Origin of the sequence: Pseudomonas asplenii (assembly GCF_900105475.1) — a bacterium.
In the GTDB taxonomy this organism is placed as follows: Bacteria; Pseudomonadota; Gammaproteobacteria; order Pseudomonadales; family Pseudomonadaceae; genus Aquipseudomonas; species Aquipseudomonas asplenii.
Genome location: NZ_LT629777.1, coordinates 159,415 through 178,601, shown reverse-complemented (window position 1 = coordinate 178,601; position 19,187 = coordinate 159,415). Strand labels below are relative to the sequence as shown.

General features: G+C 60.4%; 13 protein-coding genes. 5 read left to right on the top strand and 8 right to left on the bottom strand.

The features are described from left to right. Positions 1-76 precede the first annotated feature (76 nt). From BLU37_RS00870 to vapB, 3 genes are all read right to left on the bottom strand, one after another. Entirely contained in the window at positions 77-3,571 is a 3,495-nt protein-coding gene (locus BLU37_RS00870) for a hypothetical protein (protein ID WP_090201955.1), read from the bottom strand. A gap of 173 nt (positions 3,572-3,744) precedes the next feature. Next, positions 3,745-4,149: a type II toxin-antitoxin system tRNA(fMet)-specific endonuclease VapC gene (gene vapC / locus BLU37_RS00865; RefSeq protein WP_090201954.1), complete on the bottom strand. Its 405-nt coding sequence runs from the start codon at positions 4,147-4,149 to the stop codon at positions 3,745-3,747. After that, complete coding sequence (vapB, locus tag BLU37_RS00860) at positions 4,142-4,381, bottom strand: type II toxin-antitoxin system VapB family antitoxin (protein ID WP_090201953.1); 240 nt, start codon at positions 4,379-4,381, stop codon at positions 4,142-4,144. Before vapB ends, vapC begins: the two co-directional genes overlap by 8 nt. Before the next feature lie 399 nt (positions 4,382-4,780). Between vapB and BLU37_RS00855 the strand changes: the two genes are divergently transcribed. Beyond that, positions 4,781-5,074, top strand: a complete 294-nt coding sequence (locus tag BLU37_RS00855) for a hypothetical protein (protein WP_010452849.1) — start codon at positions 4,781-4,783, stop codon at positions 5,072-5,074. A gap of 197 nt (positions 5,075-5,271) precedes the next feature. Here the strand turns inward: BLU37_RS00855 and BLU37_RS00850 are convergent, their stop codons facing one another. Further along, entirely contained in the window at positions 5,272-8,679 is a 3,408-nt protein-coding gene (locus BLU37_RS00850; RefSeq protein ID WP_090201952.1) for a hypothetical protein, read from the bottom strand. Between the two features lie 287 nt (positions 8,680-8,966). Here BLU37_RS00850 and BLU37_RS00845 point away from each other — a divergent pair, with 287 nt between their 5' ends. Then, positions 8,967-11,891 (top strand): carbohydrate binding domain-containing protein, encoded by a 2,925-nt coding sequence (locus BLU37_RS00845; RefSeq protein ID WP_090201951.1) that lies wholly within the window; start codon positions 8,967-8,969, stop codon positions 11,889-11,891. A 168-nt stretch (positions 11,892-12,059) separates the two neighbouring features. After that, positions 12,060-12,410, top strand: coding sequence for a hypothetical protein (locus tag BLU37_RS00840; protein WP_090201950.1), 351 nt, complete (start codon positions 12,060-12,062; stop codon positions 12,408-12,410). Positions 12,411-12,534: 124 nt separating this feature from the next. Here the strand turns inward: BLU37_RS00840 and BLU37_RS00835 are convergent, their stop codons facing one another. The 4 genes from BLU37_RS00835 to BLU37_RS00820 all read right to left on the bottom strand — a co-directional run bounded on the left by BLU37_RS00835 (position 12,535) and on the right by BLU37_RS00820 (position 16,573). Then, positions 12,535-13,563: an AbrB family transcriptional regulator gene (locus tag BLU37_RS00835; protein ID WP_090201949.1), complete on the bottom strand. Its 1,029-nt coding sequence runs from the start codon at positions 13,561-13,563 to the stop codon at positions 12,535-12,537. Continuing rightward, positions 13,556-15,070: a tripartite tricarboxylate transporter permease gene (locus BLU37_RS00830; RefSeq protein WP_010452855.1), complete on the bottom strand. Its 1,515-nt coding sequence runs from the start codon at positions 15,068-15,070 to the stop codon at positions 13,556-13,558. Before BLU37_RS00830 ends, BLU37_RS00835 begins: the two co-directional genes overlap by 8 nt. 1 nt (position 15,071) lies before the next feature. Next, positions 15,072-15,530, bottom strand: coding sequence for a tripartite tricarboxylate transporter TctB family protein (locus BLU37_RS00825; protein ID WP_010452857.1), 459 nt, complete (start codon positions 15,528-15,530; stop codon positions 15,072-15,074). Positions 15,531-15,592: 62 nt separating this feature from the next. Next, positions 15,593-16,573 (bottom strand): Bug family tripartite tricarboxylate transporter substrate binding protein, encoded by a 981-nt coding sequence (locus tag BLU37_RS00820; RefSeq protein WP_081354393.1) that lies wholly within the window; start codon positions 16,571-16,573, stop codon positions 15,593-15,595. A 458-nt stretch (positions 16,574-17,031) separates the two neighbouring features. On the opposite strand from BLU37_RS00820, the gene BLU37_RS00815 reads away from it, so the two are divergent. Beyond that, the gene (locus BLU37_RS00815; protein ID WP_010452860.1) at positions 17,032-17,703 is read left to right on the top strand and encodes a response regulator; all 672 of its coding nucleotides are present in this window, start codon (positions 17,032-17,034) and stop codon (positions 17,701-17,703) included. Beyond that, positions 17,696-19,081, top strand: a complete 1,386-nt coding sequence (locus tag BLU37_RS00810; RefSeq protein ID WP_010452861.1) for a sensor histidine kinase — start codon at positions 17,696-17,698, stop codon at positions 19,079-19,081. The genes BLU37_RS00815 and BLU37_RS00810 overlap by 8 nt, the downstream gene beginning before the upstream one ends. Positions 19,082-19,187 lie beyond the last annotated feature (106 nt).

The window sequence follows — 19,187 nt, the reverse complement described above, 5'->3', positions numbered from 1 at the left end:
AGGTTGTGTCATACGAAAAGAGGAAGCCTTGGCTTCCTCTTTTGGTTTGCTTTGTTTTGTCATGAATAATGGGAGGTCATTTTACAGTGAAGACAATGCTGTGGGTTAATACGAAGCTCGTATACAAAAAGCCGTCAAAACCAAAATAACCCTGCAGTAGGGTTCCTGCAGCAATTGTGCCTGTGGTCACAGTGCCTATTTTTAAAAATTCCAATTTTGCAGTAGAGTTCAGATTATTGCCGAAAGTAGCACCTGCTCCCAAAAGCCTTGGTCCTGTAATCTGTCCCGGATTACCACTAATAACGTATCGGTACCAGATTCCAGGTACGTTGGTGGGGTTTAAATTTGATGAAGGGGCCGGCTCGCTTCCGATTCGATTGATATAATAGTAGTGCATCGCTTTTGAGTCGGCTTCACGCATTTTCGTGACTCTATCCGCGGTATTCCCGTTTGTGGTCAGCAGTACGGTATAATCTGGAGTGTTGGGGTCTACCATAATGATCGAGTACGAAGCCGTTAATCGATAGGTATGGTGTGTTGTACCCTCCAGGTAAATGGGACGACCGGTCGGTTGGATGTTACTAATGGCAATGCTCAGAGTGGGCGATGGATCCATCTCCTCGGTTGCCCCCTTGGGGAGTACGCGGTAGTAGATCCTTACCGTTCGATTCCAGTTAGGGTTAAAAACTATATAGGTCACAGGAAATGTCTGGAGCCCTAGTGCCGTGACCGTTTGGGTCTGTGATGTGGAGCCTGGTCCAGCGGTACCTTCCCAGACCATTGTGATCTGATCCCCAATTTGCATGCCCTCATAATCTACTTCGATATGGACGGTGGTGAGGGGTTTTATCAGGTTGAGGGTGTCATTGAGCGAGTCCGCTTGCCGCATGACCGGTGCCTTCAGGATTCGAGGGTTGTTTTTCACCCTCAATCCGAGTGTCGGAAATACCTGGGCATTGGCCTCGACGCTGCTGTGGTCAAACGTTACCTTGAACGTTGCCGACAGCGAGCTGCCATCGCCCAGCTCAATCAGGTAACTGGCCGGTACCGATATTTCCGCATACCCGGTGCTGACCCACGTCGCCGAAACCGTGGTGGCTTCCCATAGGGGATAGTTGTGCTCTGCGCCGCTGGCGTTCCGTCCCTCCAGTCTCAACCAGACTTTCTGCCCTGCGGCGATCAATGGCCAGGAGAGCACGCGCACTTTTATGGCCTTGCGGACATCAAGCGTATCGCCAGTCACTTCGACGTTATCCGCGTAGAATTTGGGCCTCTGCAGGTTGGCCTGTGGAATCTCCAGCACGCTGAGGTTCAGTAGCGGCGAGGGCTGGGTCGCCCCGGCACGGGTCACCTCATAGCTGACCTCCACCACCTTGCCGATATTGGGCCCCACAGCCGTGGCACCCGAGAGGGTGAAATCAACATAACCCTGGGCGGCATTCCCCGGTTTTGGCGCCACGACCGGACTGCCGATCCCTGCTACGCCTTTCCAGTAAACCTGGATATTGTCGGTATTGCTCATGCCGTCGTAGCGCACGCGCACGGTGACGGCGGTCTCGGCATGGATCGGATTGAGCTGATTACCGCCCGGCTCAGTGGTTTCCAATACTTCGGGTTCTTTCAACTGCAGAGCGGCACCGATGGTGATCGGGAGCACATGGGAGTAACGCACCGGCTCACGCCCGCGCTCGACGATGTAGAACGCCTTCACCGATCCGCCCTTGTTGGCCTCGACATACTGCTGCCCGATCGGGAACGGAATATCGCTGTTGAGCCAGGCGCTGGTCACTTCGAACTTGCGGTAGGAAAAGTTGCCGCCGGGCTTGCTGCCTTGCCAGTAGACGCTGACCAGATCGCCTTCCTCCAGGTTGGCGGCGCGTGGCACCACCACGTTGGCTCCGCGGGTCGAGGCCTCGGGGTCCAACACCCCGTCCGGAGCTTCGGGGACATTCGGTGGGGGCAGGGTGGCGGTGGCTTCGCCGACATTGAGCAAGGTGTGCAGGGATTCACGTTCACCTTCGGCATTGGTGATCACATAGTGCACCTCCAGCCTGCCGCCGTTGAGCCCGGCAATATCGATGTCCAGATCATGCTGCAAATGGAAGAGCACCGGCGCATCGGTGCTGCCAGCCATCTTGAAGAAATGCCAGAATTCCCGCTCACCGTTGGCACGGGTCCCCAACAAGTACAGGTCGACACGGTCGCTGGCTTGCTGGCCGGTGTAGGGGCTGATTTCCACGGTGACCAGCAACGAGGTGGGGTCAAGGAAGTCGCCGATAGCTTCGAGCACTACCGGCTTGGCCAGACGACTGAGGAAGCTGCCGACAATGACGAGACGTGTCAACTCGGAAGGTTGTGGTTCGGCTCCGGCACGAATCCGTTGATAGCTGAGCACCGCCGTGCCGCCGACCAGTTCCCGGACCACCTCGTTGCGCAGGGGCAGGCGGGTGTTACGGCCGATCTGATCGTCGGGAATGTCGTAGTCGATCACCTCGCGCACGATGGCTCCGTCCACGGTGCGACCTTCGAGGGTAATGCGTAGTGCATCGCCGATTACGTAACCCTGGCGCACCTGGGTGATCACCAGGGTGGCGTCGTTGTCCTCGCCGAGTAAGTCGTAGTCGAGGGTATCGAATTCCTCGCCCAGGTCCGACTCGTCGATATAGGCATAGGGCAGACGAGGCCGAGCGTCGTTGCCGATATCGACCCGTAGCACCACCTGTGGCGACCACTTCACCGAGTAGTTGCCGCACTGGTCGATGACTTCGTATTCGAGCACCTTCTGGCCGTCGCCGACCTTGAGCCAGGTTTCGTAGTAGATGGTCAGGGCCAGTTCCCGCCGGTTGTTGGCCTCATCCCAGGTGACGCTGTGCACAGGTGTGACCAGGACGCCGCCGATAAACAGGCGAACCTTGTCGAATTCGGCCATTTTCCAACTGGCCGGTGCGGACTCATCCAGCGGATACGGGGCAATGGTGATGGGCACGCCTTGCTCGGCGGTGCCCTTGTCGACCCCGTAGTCGATGACGAACTGGGGTGGCAGCGGCGGGGCCAGCTCTTCATGCCAGGGCGTGCTGGGGATCGGGTCATGAGGGCCGGCAGGTGGAACCGTGTCGACCAGCAGGCTCTGGTGCTCGGTCTCTTCGTCGTTACCACCGCTGAAGCGGCTGAGGCGAAAAAACAGCGGCTGGATCAGACCGTCGGGCAGTCGGGCGTAGGGAATGAACAGCGGGATCTTCTCGCCTTTTTCTTCCTGGGCCGCAGTCACCGAGGTAAAGGCGACGGGGTCGTCGACGTTGCCACAGAACAGCTGGACGAAATCGCCTTCTTCCTGCCTGTAGTAGGGGTTCAGGTAACAGAGCAATCCTTCGGGGTAATAGGTATCGAAGGCGCCCTTGTTGACGCCGATATCGGCGCCGATCACCTTGCGCTGGCCATAGACTTCGATGAACAGGTCTTCGAAGTCACGGCGTTCGGGTTTGGGTTCCCGCTCGAAACTGTGGTCGGGGGGGCCAGGTACGAGCAGCGGGTCGATAACGGAGGACGCGGGCAGGGAAGGATCTTCGTTCATGACGAGGCACCTTTGGAGTACTCAAAGAGGTGACCCGAATGCCCGACCGCCAGGTCCTGAAGATGTATTCAACGCCGGGAGGGAGGTGCTGACTAGCTGTCAGAAATGACAGTGGCGACGAGTGGTTGAGAACATTCGTCGCGTTGATTGCGCGGCGGTATCCGGCGTTATCGCTAACCTGCGATCCAGTTTTCGACAATCAGGCCATCGACGCGCTTGAATTCACCTTCATTGTTGGTGACCACCACCAGGCCCGAGCTTCTCGCATGTCCGGCAATGTGCAGGTCATTGACGCCGATGGGGATGCCTTTCTTTTCCAGGTCTGAACGGATAGAACCGTAGTGATAGGCGGCTTTTTCGTCGTAGTGCAAAACATCGAGCCTGGAAATGAAGTCTTCGACGGCACGGGTGTTTCTTTCGACGAGCTGACTTTTTTCGGCTCCGTGCATGAGCTCTGCCAGCGTGATGGACGAGATAGCCATGCGCCCGGCATTGGCATTGAACTTGTCCAGCACTTCGAGGGGGCGGCGCTTGATGACGTAAATGACAATGTTCGTATCAAGCATGTATTTAATCATCAAACGACTCTCTTTCTTTCTGCGCCTGTTCGGCTCGTTCGGTCATGAAGTCGTCTGATACCGACTCTTCGGCGAGGAAAAAACTGTCCCAGGTATTTTCAATCGGCGAGATGATTCGCTCGCGTCCCACGGCGCGGACGGTGACCAATTTGACGTCAGCCGGAAAGCGCATATCCGCAGGGATGCGAATGTTTTGCGTGCGGTTGTTGATGAAGACAGTGCCGTGGGACATGGGGAACCTCTCTTGAATGGATAGCCCTTGGAAATCATACCAAGGCCATGCTCTATCGCATAGCTCTATAGCGGTGGACGTTAAACCCATACCTCACCAAAACCCTCAGTTCGACGGGGGCTTGTCTGTTGCGTTGCCACCGCTCTCATGACTATCATTAATCGTCGTTGCCAACTCAACGACCGGGCTTGGTCGCCCGATGACCTCAATGCGCACAAGCGCCACCATCCGAATGCGGGCGTTTTTTTTCGTCCCGACTTCGTGTCATGGCGGCTGTGCGCGGGACACCTTCGGGTGTGCTGGGAGTCATTGAGGCCCGGTCGACCAACCTGCGTACAGCTGCCACCCCCTTTGCTTGGTCGCAAAATGTGGCAGCTCCTGACCTCAATGGAGTTTCACATGATCTACCAGCCGCTTACCCCCACCTGCACCCATCACCACATTCTGCTGATCAACTCCCGTGCTTCAGTGCTGGATCTGCATGCCTACGGCAGTGAAAGACTGCGGGCCGGCAAGGACATTATCGACAGCTTGTCCTGCATGAACCTGGGCAAGATTGATGACGAAGACCTGGCCCACCTCATCCAGGGCGCGGCGCTGTTGTTGCGTGATGGTTATGATATCTGGAAGGTGATCGAGGTGAGGGCGTTGGAGGCTGATCGGCAGGGGAGCTTATCTGCTGGTATGGCCTGAAAAAACAGTATAGACAGCCATTCAACTTCTTCGTGACGGCCAAAGGTCTTGATCGGTTTGAGAGGATCGACCAGCCCAAGGATGCCAATTCGGGTTCCGCTATAGCTGGTAAGCGAGTTGTGTAATACGAAAAGAGGAAGCCTTGGCTTCCTCTTTTTGTTTTGGCTGGTGTGGTATATCCGACAGGTTCGTTGCGCTCAGCCCCACAGGGTAAAGAAGTCCAAGGAGATCCCGTCGCGGTCACTTGTCACTTCCATGAACGCAATGGGGTCATTGATCGACGTAGCGTAGTCAACCCAGTAGTGGCGAAGGTCATGCCCCCCTCCTTCATAGGTACGCTCGTCCAGGAGTGCCCCAGCAGAGTTATAGAAAAAAACCTGCACAGGACGATTGAGGTACGTCAGGGCAAATCTGACTCTCACGTATGGCCGTTTGAACGTCAGGCGCATGCGTTGTACGCCTGTGTTTCCTCGGCTCACGATAATCGAGTGTCCAGATTGCATATCAGCAGGAGCGTGACTGCCTTCATAATCTATTATCCCAGCCTCCCCTATTGATCCAGGCAGTAAGAGAATCACCATCAATGAGGTGTCGATGCTCTGCCCGGCCGTGATCAGCCGCTCGGGTTCTGTTTCGAAGTCTTCATAGTAGATTTGGATAACGGTAAAGGTACGCGCTGGGGACGACTCCGGATTGCTGCCATAGAGGCCACGCGCGACGATGCTGTAGCCCTTGCTTGTCACCGCCAGGGCGGGGGTGGTCCAGACCCCGCTGCTGGAATTGGCAGTGACCGTGCGCATGACGTTGTTGCCGTCACGAATCTCCACCTGTTCTCCCTTGGCCGCTGTGCCTGTGAGCGTCACTGTTGTCGTGATCACGGCAGTGGTGTTGGCGATCTCTTTGCCGGTGGCGTCCCTGATGGAGGTGATGGTCGGCACCTCGACCACGTTACTCACGGTATAGGTCTTCGTCGGGAACACCAGGGCCTCAGCCTCGTTGCTACTGCCACCGAACGCTACCTTGAAGATCACGCGCAGGGTGCTGCCGTGTGCCAGGGCTCGTAGCCATTCGGCATGAGCCGATGTGTTGGTGATCACCCGTTGCAGGTAGCCCTGGTTGAATTCCCCGGCGCTGATTGACGATGCGGTCCAGATCGGCAATCTATTGACGCCCGGACTATCGCTTTCCAGCGCCAACCATACCCGATCACCCTGGCGATAGAACGGCCAGGCATTGACCCGGAAGGTCACGGTGCCGTTGACATCCACCTGGCCGTCGGCGTGGGCCTGGAGGATCTGCAACGGCGGCAAGGCCGAGACGGGCAAGCTCTGTACGGTCAGGTTCAGTGTCGATGAGGGCTTGGTTGCTCCGGCGCGGGTCACCTCATAGCTGACCTCCACGGTCTTGCCGATATTGGGGCCCACGGCGATGGCACCCGACAAGGTAAAATCAACATAACCTTGGGCGGCGTTCCCCGCTTGTGGGGGGACGACCGGGCTGCCGATCCCGGCAACGCCTTTCCAGTAGACCTGGATATTGTCGGTATTGCTCATGCCGTCGTAGCGCACACGCACGGTGACGGCGGTCTCGGCATGGATCGGATTGAGCTGATTGCCGCCCGGCTCGGTGGTTTCCAATACTTCGGGTTCTTTCAACTGCAGGGCGGCGCCGACGGTGATCGGGAGCACATGGGAGTAACGCACCGGCTCACGGCCACGCTCGACGATATAGAACACCTTCACCGATCCGTCCTTGTTGGCCTCGACATACTGCTGCCTGATCGGGAACGGAATATCGCTGTTGAGCCAGGCGCTGGTCACTTCGAACTGGCGATGGATGAAACTGCCACCGGGCTTGCTGCCCTGCCAGTAGACACTGACCAGATCGCCTTCCTCCAAGTTGGCGGCGCGGGGTACCACGACGGTGGCGCCATCGGTCTCGGCCTCCGGGTCCAGCACGCCGTCCGGGGCTTCGGGGACACGCGGTAGGGGCAGGGTGGCGGTGGCTTCACCGACATTGAGCGGGGTGTGCAGGGACTCACGTTCACCTTCGGCATTGGTGACCACGTAGTGCACCTCCAGCTTGCCGCCGTTGAGCCCGGCAATATCGATGTCCAGATCATGTTTTAAACGGAAGGTCACCGGGTCATCGGTGCTGCCGGCCATCTTGAAGAAATGCCAGAATTCCCGCTCGCTGTTGGCGCGGGTTCCCAGCAGGTACAGGTCGACGCGGTCGCTGGCTTGCTGGGCGGTGTAGGGGCTGATTTCCACGGTCGCCAGCAACGAGGTGGGGTCGAGGAAGTCGCCGATCGATTCGAGCACCAAGGGCTTTGCCAGGCGACTGAGGAAGCTGCCGACAATGACGAGACGGGTCACTTCCGAGGGTTGTGGTTCAGTGCCGGGGCGAATCCGCTGATAGCTCAAGACAGCCGTGCCGCCGACCAGTTCGCGCAGGATTTCGTTGCGCAGGGGCAGTTCAATATTTCTGCGGGTATCGGCGTCCTGAAGGGGGTAGTCGATGGTTTCACGGATGATGGCGCCTTGCGCAGTACGTCCTTCCAAGACGACATGCACACTGTCCCCCATCAGATAACCCTGGCGGATGGTGGTGATGACAAGTGTGGCATCGTCGTCCTCGCCGATCAGGTCGTAATCGACCGTATCGAATTCGGCACCGAACTCCGCTGACTCCTCGATATAGGCGTAGGGCAGGCGGGGCCGAGCGTCGTTGCCGATATCGACCCTGAGCACGGTCTGTGGCGACCACTTCACCGAGTAGTTGCCGCACTGGTCAATGACCTCGTACTCGAGCACCTTCTGGCCATCGCCGACCTTGAGCCAGGTCTCGTAGTAGATAGTGATGGTGAGTTCCCGCCGGTTGTTGGCCTCGTCCCAGGTAACGCTGTGCACGGGTGTGACCAGGACGCCGCCGATAAACAGGCGAACCTTGTCGAACTCGGCCATTCGCCAGCTGTGGGGTGCGGACTCATCCAGCGGATACGGGGCAATGGTGACCGGCACGCCTTGCTCGGCGGTGCCTTTGTCGACCCCGTAGTCGATGACGAACTGGGGGGGTAGTGGCGGAGCCAGTTCCTCGTGCCAGGGCGTGCTGGGAATCGGGTCATGAGGGCCAGCAGGTGGCACGGTGTCGACCAGCAGGCTCTGGTGCTCGGTCTCTTCATCATTGCCGCCGCTGAAGCGACTGAGGCGAAAAAACAGCGGCTGAATCAGACCGTCGGGCAGACGGGCGTAGGGAATGAACAGCGGGATCTTCTCGCCTTTTTCCGCCTGGGCTGCGGTCACCGAGGTAAAGGCGACGGGGTCGTCGATGTTGCCACAGAACAGCTGGACGAAATCGCCTTCTTCCTGCTCGAAGTAGGGGTTCAGGTAACAGAGCAGTCCCTCGGGATAGTAGGTATCGAAGGCGCCCTTGTTGACGCCGATATCGGCGCCGATCACCTTGCGCTGGCCATAGACTTCGATGAACAGGTCTTCGAAGTCACGGCGTTCGGGTTTGGGTTCACGTTCGAAACTGTGGTCGGGTGGGCCAGGGGCGAGCAGCGGGTCGATGACGGAGGACGCGGGCAGGGAAGGATCTTCGTTCATGACGAGGCGCCTTTGGAGTAATCGAAGAGGTGACCCGAAAGCCCGACAGCCAGGTCCTGAAGGTGTATTCAACGCCGGGAGGGGAGAGGTGGCTAGCTGTTAGAAATGACAGTGGCGACGAGTGGTTGAGAGAAATAGCGTGACGCCGTTGGTCTGTTTTGCAGCTCGGCAAGGCGGAACCTGTCATTTCTGACAGTAGACACTCGTCCCGTTTCCGGCCCCAATGAGGCCAATCAGCAGTGGCGGCGGGCGGCCGATGGCCCATGTTCCGAATGGAAGTGTGCCTGATGAAAGACCAACCGCTTGCCGAACTCGATCTGCCCCAAGCCACTTTACTGGATGCTGTCGGTGGTGACCTGGACTGTCTCCAGGTGCCACTGGACGGTACACCTGTCGAGGTCAGTTACCCCGGCATGCTGCCAACCGACCTGATCCGTTTCTGCTGGCCCGGGCTACCGGAGAAGGAAACCTTTGCGCCGATAGAGCCTGTCTACGGCAACACCGATGAAGTAGTTCATTTCACGGTGCCCTATGACTATGTCGGCTATTACCTGGATACCTACGCCCACTTCTTCTACACCGTGACACGGGATGAGGAGACCTTCGAGTCGCGGGGAGCCAATGTCAGGATCACCCGGCCGAACACTTTTCCGCCTCTGGATCTTCTGCCATTGATCGACGAGACTCTGTTCCTGTCGGCACTGGTCGACGATCACTTCACGCTGGAGATGGCACCCTGGCCGTTCATCACCTCGGCCTGCCGGGTCACGATCTGGGCCCACGTCGAAGAACCTGAGGGTGAAAGAACCAACTTTCGCCTACTGGCACAGGAGCCGGTGACCGAGGACGATATTCGCTTCGGCTGGAAGCGCAGTTTCTCCAGCGACGTGTACGCGCAGAGTCCCTCCGGCAGCCGGCTGTTCTTCGATCTGTTCGCCTCCTTCGGTGGGCATACCCATACCATTCAGTTCCGTCCGGGCATCGCTTTCGTGATCTTGAACAAGGACCCTCTGCCGGTTCCTCGGGTGACGCAGGCCCATCAAGGCGAACTGGATATCCGCACGTTCGACGGCGATGCCGAGTACACCGTGGCGCCCTGGCCGTTTATCCAGGCCGGGCAAAAGGTCTGGTTGCAGGCGGTGGGAACGCGGCGCGACGGTAGCCTGTTGGACTTCACGTTGATGCAGGGCGAAGCGGTCACGGACAGTGAAGTGCAGAAGGGGTTGAGTCGTCTCCTGCCGCGTGAGGACCTGGAGCAGTTGGCCGATTCGAGCCTTTTGACGGTCACCTGCAAGATCGACCGGGGAGACGGCGGGACAATTGCCCTGGCGCCGTTGGAACTGACCCTGCGGGTACCGATCCGGCTGGTCCTGCCGCCGCCTGTTGTTCGTGAGTCGACACAGGACGAGACCGAGGGGTGGTTGCTCAATCCGCTCAACACCACGCACGGCGCGACTATTCAGGTGGCGTATGACGGCATGAGCGCCGGTGATTGGGTCTGCCCCGCCTGGGCCGGCACGCCTGGGGCCGGTTCGCCATCACTCGAGTGTCGTGAGGTGGTGGAGGGGGAAACGTCGCTTGAGTTCCGGGTACCGCCCTCGGCCATCAGTGCGAATTTTCGTCAGACGGTGACGGTGTCCTACAGCGTGACGCAAAGCTCGGGCGTCTTCTGGGAATCGCCAACGCGCCCGGTGAGCGTGCTCGATATCAGCCAACTACCGCGACCGGTAGTGGAGCAGGCCACTGCCGACACACTGGATCTCAATACCTTTTCCGGGGATGCCAATTGCCTGGTGGAACCCTGGGACTATCGGGCGCTTGAGCAACCTTGCTGGCTGTGGGTGACCGGTGAGCAGGAGGATGGCATCGGCTACAGCTTCCAGGTGCTTGAAGGCGAGCCGCTCGATGCCGAGTGGCTGGAGCAGGGCGTAAGTACCTGGCTACCGCGTGCCCAGTTGCAAAAGCTGGCTGACTGCAGCCGGTTCGAGGTGCACTTTGCGGTGAATTTCAACGGCGTTGCCGATAAGCCCACGGCCACGCTGTTCCCGACCCTGACGCTGGAGATCACCCAGGAGGACTGGGTGTTGAAGGCGCCCACGGTCCGTGAAGCCGTCGGCTCGCTGCTGACCGTGTACAACGGCCGGGACGGCGTGACACTGCGTGTGGAATACGACGCGATCAGTGCCCGGCAGAGCATTCAGCCGTGCTGGAAACTCGAGGTCGGAGGTTGTTTGCCGCTGGCGCCGAAACCCGGTAACAGCGATCCGGGACATGTCGATTTTCATATCCCGCGCGAGGCGGTGATCCATGGTATCGGCAAGACGGTGCCGATCAACTATACGGTTACCGGTAGCTGCAAGGTCGCGACTTCCGCGGATCTCAACCTGCAGATCAGCATGCCGGTGCGCTTGCCGATCCCCGTCGTGCCGCAGGCTATCAAGGACCTTCTGGACCTGCGTACCTTTACCGGAAACGCCTCGGTCACCGTGGAGCGATGGTGGTTCATCCTGCCGGGGCAACGGGTCTGGTTGTCTGGTGTCGGGACTGGGAAGGACGGCCTGCCGTATACCCTCAAAATATTGCAGGGTTTGGTGGTGACAGCAGCCCATGTGCTCCATGGGCTGAACGAGCCCTTGCTGCGCTCCCAGCTTGATAGGCTGCAAAACGTCAGCACCCTCAGGTTTACCTGCAAGGTCACGGCCGATGGCAGTACTCATGAAAGTGAGGCGGTGGTGTTCCCGGTATTGACGCTGACGGTACGCCTGCCATTCGACGACCTGACCACGTTCGACAACAATAACTGGAATGGTTGGCAAAAAGGGCCGGCGGCCGCTGATCCTCGTGATCTGGTCATCAAGCATGAAGACGGGAACTGGTTTCTATACAACTGGACGTATACGGACCGATCCAATGGTGTGTTTTTGTATCGGGACTACCGTGGCCTTGAGCCGGGCATGCGTTATGAGTTCAGCATTTACATCAGGCGGGTGAACAATGTGCCGAGCGCGCCGATGGTATCCCTATTGGTCGAAGGTAGAACCCTGGTGGGACCAGTGACGATTTCCCAGGAGCACTGGCAGACCATGAAAGGCGTGTTTACCGCAACCGCTACCACCATGCGTCTGCAACTCTACAACCATGTTGCGACCGGGCTGGGCAATGACTACGCGGTGGACAATGTCCGCGTCAGGGAACTGGGACTGTCAGGTTGAATCACGTGGCCCCGGGTCACCCGGGGCCTTTCGTCGGGACTGTCAGAATTGACAGTATCCCGAGTGTTGGAATCTTGTTTGGATAATCAGGGGAAATGACGATAGGGCAGAACAACTCTGCTCCTGTCGACGTTTCTTATATCTGTCCTTATTAAGGGAGTTGCAATCATGTCTGGATCAAAAAAAGTTCTCAAAGTCAGCCTGCCGGCACCTCATGTCGTTGAGGTTAAAAATGGCGTGCTTTACGTTACTGGCCTTGATGGCAAGCCTGCCACGGCAGAGGTGAGGTATGACGATATCAAGGTGGGTGATTCCATTGTGCTGGTCATGGACCGGCTTTTCGTCATTTACGAGATGACCCATATCGTTTCAGCGTCTGATGTTTCAAATGGCAAGGTGACCATCTTGCTTGATAATGAAGATCTTACCGATGACCCGGGTCTTGATCGGGTGAATCTGTTTTACCGTGTTAATTTGAGTCCTCGGTCGGAGGTACTTTTGTTTCAATTGACCTACTGACCAACGCAAAAATCAGGCGCTTTAACGATGTGCACGGGCGGTTTTCCTGAAACGTTTTCCTTGCCGATGATCCGGTATTGATCGGCAAGGAAAGGGTTGCGCGACCCGCAAGCCAGGCCGACTCTCAGGCAGGCCGGTTCCAACGCCGAAACAACGGCTCTGCCAGAAACAACACGAACAACAACCGCATCACCTGCATGGCCGTCACCAGGGGCACCGACAGTTGCAGGGTCTCGGCGGTCAGGCTCATTTCCGCGATGCCACCGGGCATCATGCCCAGGGTCAGCGAACGCAGGTCGAGGTGGGTCAGGGCGCTCAAGGCCCAGGCCGACAGGCTGGCGATCAGCATGGTCAGTGCCGTGCCGAGCAGGGTTCGGCCCATGAACGAAGGCGCCCTGCGGAAGAATTCACGATTGAAATGACAACCCAGGCCACTGCCGATCAGCCACTGGCCGATCTGGCTGCCACCGTTGGGCAGGCCGATATGCAGGTCCCAGGCGATGCTCACCGTCGCGCTCAGCAGCAAGGGGCCGAACAACCACGGGTTGGGTTGGCGCAGGCGCTGCCAGAGCCAGGCGAGCAGGGCACCGAGAGGAAACAACACGGCCAGCCAGTGCCAGTCGACGACGCTTGCGCCGTTCAGCGGCACGCCGTCGCCGAGCAGGTACTTGAACGCGGCCGGCACACAGAGCACCACCACCAGTACCCGCAGGCTCTGCCCGGCGGCGACCCGGCTGAGCACCGCGCCGTTACGGGCACCGAGGTTGACCATTTCGCCGGAGCCGCCCGGCATACTGGAAAAGAATGCCGTGGCGCGATCTTCACCGGTGCGCCGTAGCAGCCACACGCCGAAGACGCTGGAGAGGCTGGTGACCAGCGCGCCGAACAGGATCAGGCCGAAATGCGCCAGCACCTGTTCCATCACCAGTGGCGTGAAGTGCAGGCCGATACCGATGCCGACCACCCACTGGCCGGTCTTGCGTCCACCGGGAATCTCCGCCAGTTGCCAGGGGGTCAGGCAACGCACCAGGATGATCGCCAGCAACGAGCCGACCATCCACGGCAGCGGCCAGCCGACCTGGCTGGCGAGGTAACCGCCAGCCAGACCGACCAGCGGTGTTCCCCACCAACCACGCCAACCGGTGTCAGGCATTGGCCAGCGCACGCCGTTGGGCGGCACGCTTGCGCCAGATGCGCAGCAACGGCATGGCCAGCATGAACACGGTCAGCACCCAGACACCCATGCTGATCGGGCTGGCCCAGAGGATCTCCAGTGCACCGTTGGAAATCGACAGCGCCCGACGCAGGTTCGACTCCATCAGCCCGCCGAGGATAAAGCCCAGCAGTACCGGCGACAGCGGGAAGTCGAGCTTGCGCAGGATGTAGCCGAAGATGCCGATGCCGATCATCAGGAACAGGTCGAAGGTGGTGGCGTGCACCGCGTAGACCCCGATCGCGGTGATGATGGCGATCACCGGCACCAGCGCCCAGTTCGGCACCGAGAGGATGCGGGTGAAGATGCGGATCATCGGGATGTTCAGGATCACCAGCATGATGTTGGCGATGAACAGCGAGGCGATCAGGCCCCAGACGATATCCGGCTGCTGTTGGAACAGCAGTGGGCCAGGGGTGATGTTGTACAGCGACAGGGCGCCGATCATCACCGCGGTGGTGCCCGAGCCGGGTACGCCGAGGGTCAGCATCGGCACCAGCGCGCCACAGGCCGAGGCGCCGATCGCGGTTTCCGGTGCCGCCAGGCCGCGCTTGTCGCCCTGGCCGAAGGTGCCGCTATTACCGGCCATGCGTTTCTCGGCCATATAGGCCACGGCGCTGGCCAGGGTTGCGCCGGCACCGGGCAGTACGCCCATGATGAAACCCAGCAGGCCGCAACGGATGTTCACCACGAACACCGACGCCGCTTCCTTGAAGTTGAACATCATCCGTCCGGTGGCCTTCACCGCTTCCTGACCATGGTGGGTCTTTTCCAGCAGCAGGAGGATTTCACTGATGGAGAACAGGCCCAGCACCAGCACGACGAACTGGATGCCGTCGGTCAGGTGGATGTTGTCGCCGGTGAACCGGTACACGCCACTGTTGGCGTCGATCCCGACACTCGACAGGAACAGCCCGATCAGCGCCGCGATGAAGGTTTTGAGCGGGCGGTCACCGGCCATGCCGCCGAGGCAGACGATGGCGAACACCATCAGCACGAAGTATTCCGCCGGGCCGAAGGCGATCGCCCATTTCGCCAGCAGCGGGGCGAACAACACCATGCCGCAGGTGGCGATGAAGGCACCGATGAACGAACTCCAGGCCGACAGCGAGAGGGCAACGCCGGCCAGGCCCTGGCGAGCCATCGGGTAGCCGTCGAGGGTGGTCATCACGGTGGAGGCTTCACCGGGGATGTTGAGCAGGATCGAACTGATCCGTCCGCCGTACTCGCACCCGAGGTACACCGCTGCCAGCAGGATCAGCGCCGACTCCGGCGGCAGGCCGAGGGCGAAGGCGATCGGGATCAGCAGCGCAACGCCGTTGATCGGGCCCAGGCCCGGCAGCAGGCCGACGACGGTGCCGATCAGGGTGCCGCAGAGGGCGGTGACCAGGTTGTAGGGACTGAGCGCGACGCCGAAGCCCTGGCCCAGGTAGCTGAAAGTATCCATGTCAGTTCTCCAGAACGTCGAGCAGTCCGAGGGGCAGCGGTACGTCCATGGCCTTATCGAACAGCAGATAAAGGCCGACGCTCATCAGGCTGATGATCACCACGCTGGGCAGCCAGCGGCCGCCATACAGGCGCGCCATCGGCACACCGATCAGAATGCTGCTGAGGATGAAGCCCAAGGGTTCGAAGGTCCCGGCGAACACCAGCAGCAGGCCGGTGCAGATCGCGATCTTGGTCAGGGTTTCGCGGTCCAGCGGCGGCTCGTCGTCGCTGTGCTTGATCGGCGCCGGGCGAAACAGCATGTACAGCAGGGCCAGACTCATCAGACCGAGCATCAGCAGCGGGTAGGCACGCGGCCCGACCGGCTCGTAGGAAAAGGCGGCCTGATAGGGCCAGGCCATCAGCGCCAGGCCGGCACAGGCCAGCAGCAGCACGGAGGCAAAGAGACGTTGCAAGAGCATGAGCGACTCCTGGGCCACACCCCGCCATGCAGCAGGGTGTGGCCGCGACTAGAGGACGGTGGTCACTGGATCAGGCCGAATTCCTTGGCCAGCACTTTGTAGTCGGCGACTTGCTTCTTCACGTAGCTGTCCAGCTCCGGGCCGGTCATGGCGAACGGGAAGAGTTCACGCTGGTCGCGCAGCTTGGCGAACTCGTCGGAGGTCAGCAGCTTGTCGAAGGCGTTTTTCCACCAGGCGTAGTCTTCGTCGCTGACCTTCGGCCCCAGGTAGAAACCGCGCACCACTGGCCAGACGATGTCGTAGCCCTGCTCGCGAGCGGTAGGGATGTTTTTCATTTCCGGCTCGTCCAGGCGCTGTTCGGAGAACACCGCGAGCAGGCGCATGTCACCGCTGAGAATATGCGGCATGGAGTCGGAGATATCGGTACTGCCGACCTGGATGTGCCCGCCGAGCAGGGCCGTGGCGATTTCGCCGCCGCCTTCGAGGGCCACGTAGCGCAGGTCGCGCGGGTTGATCCCGGCAGCCTTGGCGATCAGCGCGGTCTGCATCCAGTCCTGGCTGCCGACGGTGCCGCCGGAGCCGATCACCACGCTGCCCGGGTCTTTTTTCAGAGCCTTGACCAGGTCGTCGAGGCTCTTGTACGGCGAATCGCTTTTCACCGCGATGGCGCCGTAGCTGGTGCCGACCGCTGCCAGCCAGCGGACTGCGCTTTCATCGAAGCGACCGAACTTGCCCTGGGCCAGGTTCAGCAGCGAGCCGCTGGACCAGGCCACCAGGGTCCCGGCATCGGCCGGGCGCTGGGCGACCACCGCGTTGTAGGCCACGGCGCCGACGCCACCGGGCATGTAGGTCACGCGCATTGGCTTGCTCAGGACTTTTTCGTTGACCAGGGCGCTTTGCGCCAGTTTGCAGGTCAGGTCGAAGCCACCGCCGGGGGAGGCCGGGGCGATGCATTCCGGGCGCTTGGGCTCGGCGGCGAAGGTCTGGCCGGCCAGCAGGGCAAGGCTGGCGGCGAGGGCGATTTTACGTAGTGACAGGTCCATTGTTCTCTCCACGGGAGTTGTTGTTATGGGGTGTTCGATGTCCATGGGGCCACGCAGCGGCGTGCCGGCGGGTACGCGCTGGCGTTGGCGGGATGCGTGGAAGCGGCCAGGGTAGTTGCGCTGGCGCAAAGGGGGGGAGCGGTAGGGAAAAGCGGGCCAGGTAGGCAGGCCTGAGGCTTTGGGGACAGCATGCTGTCGGACTCCGTTATTGTTCTTATTCTTGATGGAAACGCATCGTGGCGTCTCTCGAGGTATTACTATTCTGGAAGCAGTTGCAATGCGTAGGATCTTGCGCTTGGAACTGTCCGTAACAAGACTGTAAAGACTTAACCTTTCACCAAGCTTTCAGCAGGAAAGGCCCGCCAAACAAGGGCGAAGGTGACTGGCGGGCGCGGGTTTATTGGGTAAACTCCGCGCTCAGAAGGGCCTCCAGCAGCCCCAGTCGAGGTAGCAAATCCATGCGTGTGCTTCTGGTCGAAGACCACCTGCAGTTGGCCGAAAGCGTCGCCCAGGCCCTCAAGAGTACCGGTTTGACGGTGGACGTCCTGCATGACGGGGTCGCTGCTGACCTGGCCCTGAGCAGCGAGGACTATGCGGTGGCAATCCTTGATGTCGGCCTGCCGCGCATGGATGGCTTCGAGGTACTGGCACGCTTGCGGGCACGCGGGAAAAACCTGCCGGTACTGATGCTGACCGCCCGCAGCGATGTGAAGGACCGGGTCCATGGCCTCAACCTGGGGGCCGACGATTACCTGGCCAAGCCGTTCGAACTCACCGAACTCGAAGCGCGGGTCAAGGCGTTGCTGCGGCGTAGTGTGCTGGGTGGCGAGCGCCAGCAACGCTGCGGTGTGCTGGTCTATGACCTGGATACCCGACGTTTCACCCTCGGTGACGAACTGCTGACCCTGACCTCGCGCGAGCAGGCGGTGCTGGAAGCGCTGATCGCCCGCCCAGGCCGGGTGATGAGCAAGGAGCAACTGGCATCCCAGGTCTTTGGTCTGGACGAGGAAGCCAGCGCCGACGCCATCGAAATCTATGTGCATCGCTTGCGCAAGAAACTCGACGGCCATGCGGTGGCTATCGTGACCTTCCGTGGCCTCGGTTATCTGCTGGAAGCCCGTGATGCATAAGCCCAGCAGCCTGCGTTGGCGGTTGCTGTGGAACCTTGCGTTGTTGTTGGTGCTGCTGATGCTCGCCAGTGGCCTGAGTGCCTACTGGAACGGACGCGAGGCGGCCGACACCGCCTATGACCGAACCCTGCTGGCCTCGGCCCGGACCATTGCCGCCGGCCTGTCGCAGCGCGATGGCACCCTCAGCGCCGATGTGCCCTATGTGGCGCTCGACACCTTCGCCTACGACAGCGCCGGGCGGATCTACTATCAGGTCAACGACATTCACCGGCAGCCGATTTCCGGCTACGAAAACCTTCCGCCGCCACCGCCCGGCACGCCGCGCACCGATGATTATCCGGCCCTGGCACGGTTCTACGACGCCCAGTATCGCGGGCAGAACGTGCGGGTGGTGAGCCTGCTCAAGGCGGTCAGCGAGCCGAACATGAACGGCATGGCGGAAATCCGCGTGGCCGAAACCGATGAGGCGCGAGTCAACATGGCACGCAGCCTGATGGCCGACACCTTGCTGCGCCTGGGCATGCTGGCGGTGGGCGCGCTGCTGCTGGTGTGGTTTGCCGTGAGTGCGGCGCTGCGACCGCTGGAGCGTTTGCGCACGGCGGTGGAAGAGCGCCAGCCGGACGACCTGCGGCCCTTGCCGCTGGTGGAGGTGCAGCATGAACTGGGGCCGCTGGTGCGCTCGCTCAACCATTTCACCGAGCGCCTGCGTCGGCAGTTCGAGCGCCAGGGGCAGTTCATCGCCGATGCCGCCCACGAACTGCGTACGCCGTTGGCGGCCTTGAAAGCGCGCCTGGAACTGGGCTTGCGCGCCTCCGACGCCGACACCTGGCGCAGCACCCTGGAAACCGCAGCCCAGGGTACCGATCGACTGACTCACCTGGCCAATCAGTTACTGTCCATGGCGCGGGTGGAGAACGGTGCGCGGGCGATTGCCGAGGGTGGCGCGCAACGGCTCGACCTGAGCCAACTGGCGCGAGAACTGGGCATGGCCATGGCGCCGCTGGCCCATGCCCGTGGCGTGGCCCTGGCGCTGGAGGCGGACGATCCGGTGTGGTTGCGGGGGGAGCCGACCTTGCTCAACGAACTGCTCAGCAACCTGGTGGACAACGCACTGGCCCACACGCCGGCCGGCGGCAATGTGATCCTGCGGGTCAGTGCGCCCGCCGTGCTGGAAGTGGAAGACGATGGTCCGGGCATTCCGCTGGAAGAACGCGATCGGGTGTTCGAGCGCTTCTACCGTCGTAACCAGCAAGGCCTGGGTTCGGGTCTGGGTCTGGCGATTGTCGGTGAAATCTGCCGGGCGCATCTGGCGCAGATCAGCCTGCATGATGGCGAGCCGTGTGGCTTGAAGGTGCGGGTAAGTTTCATCGCCGGTTGACCGCACGCTCAGTGTCTTGCTCAGAACCTGTGGCGAGCGGGCTTGCCCGTGCTGTGCCGCAAAGCGGCCCTGAAACCTGGACGTGCGGTATCTCTGGCCGGCAGCA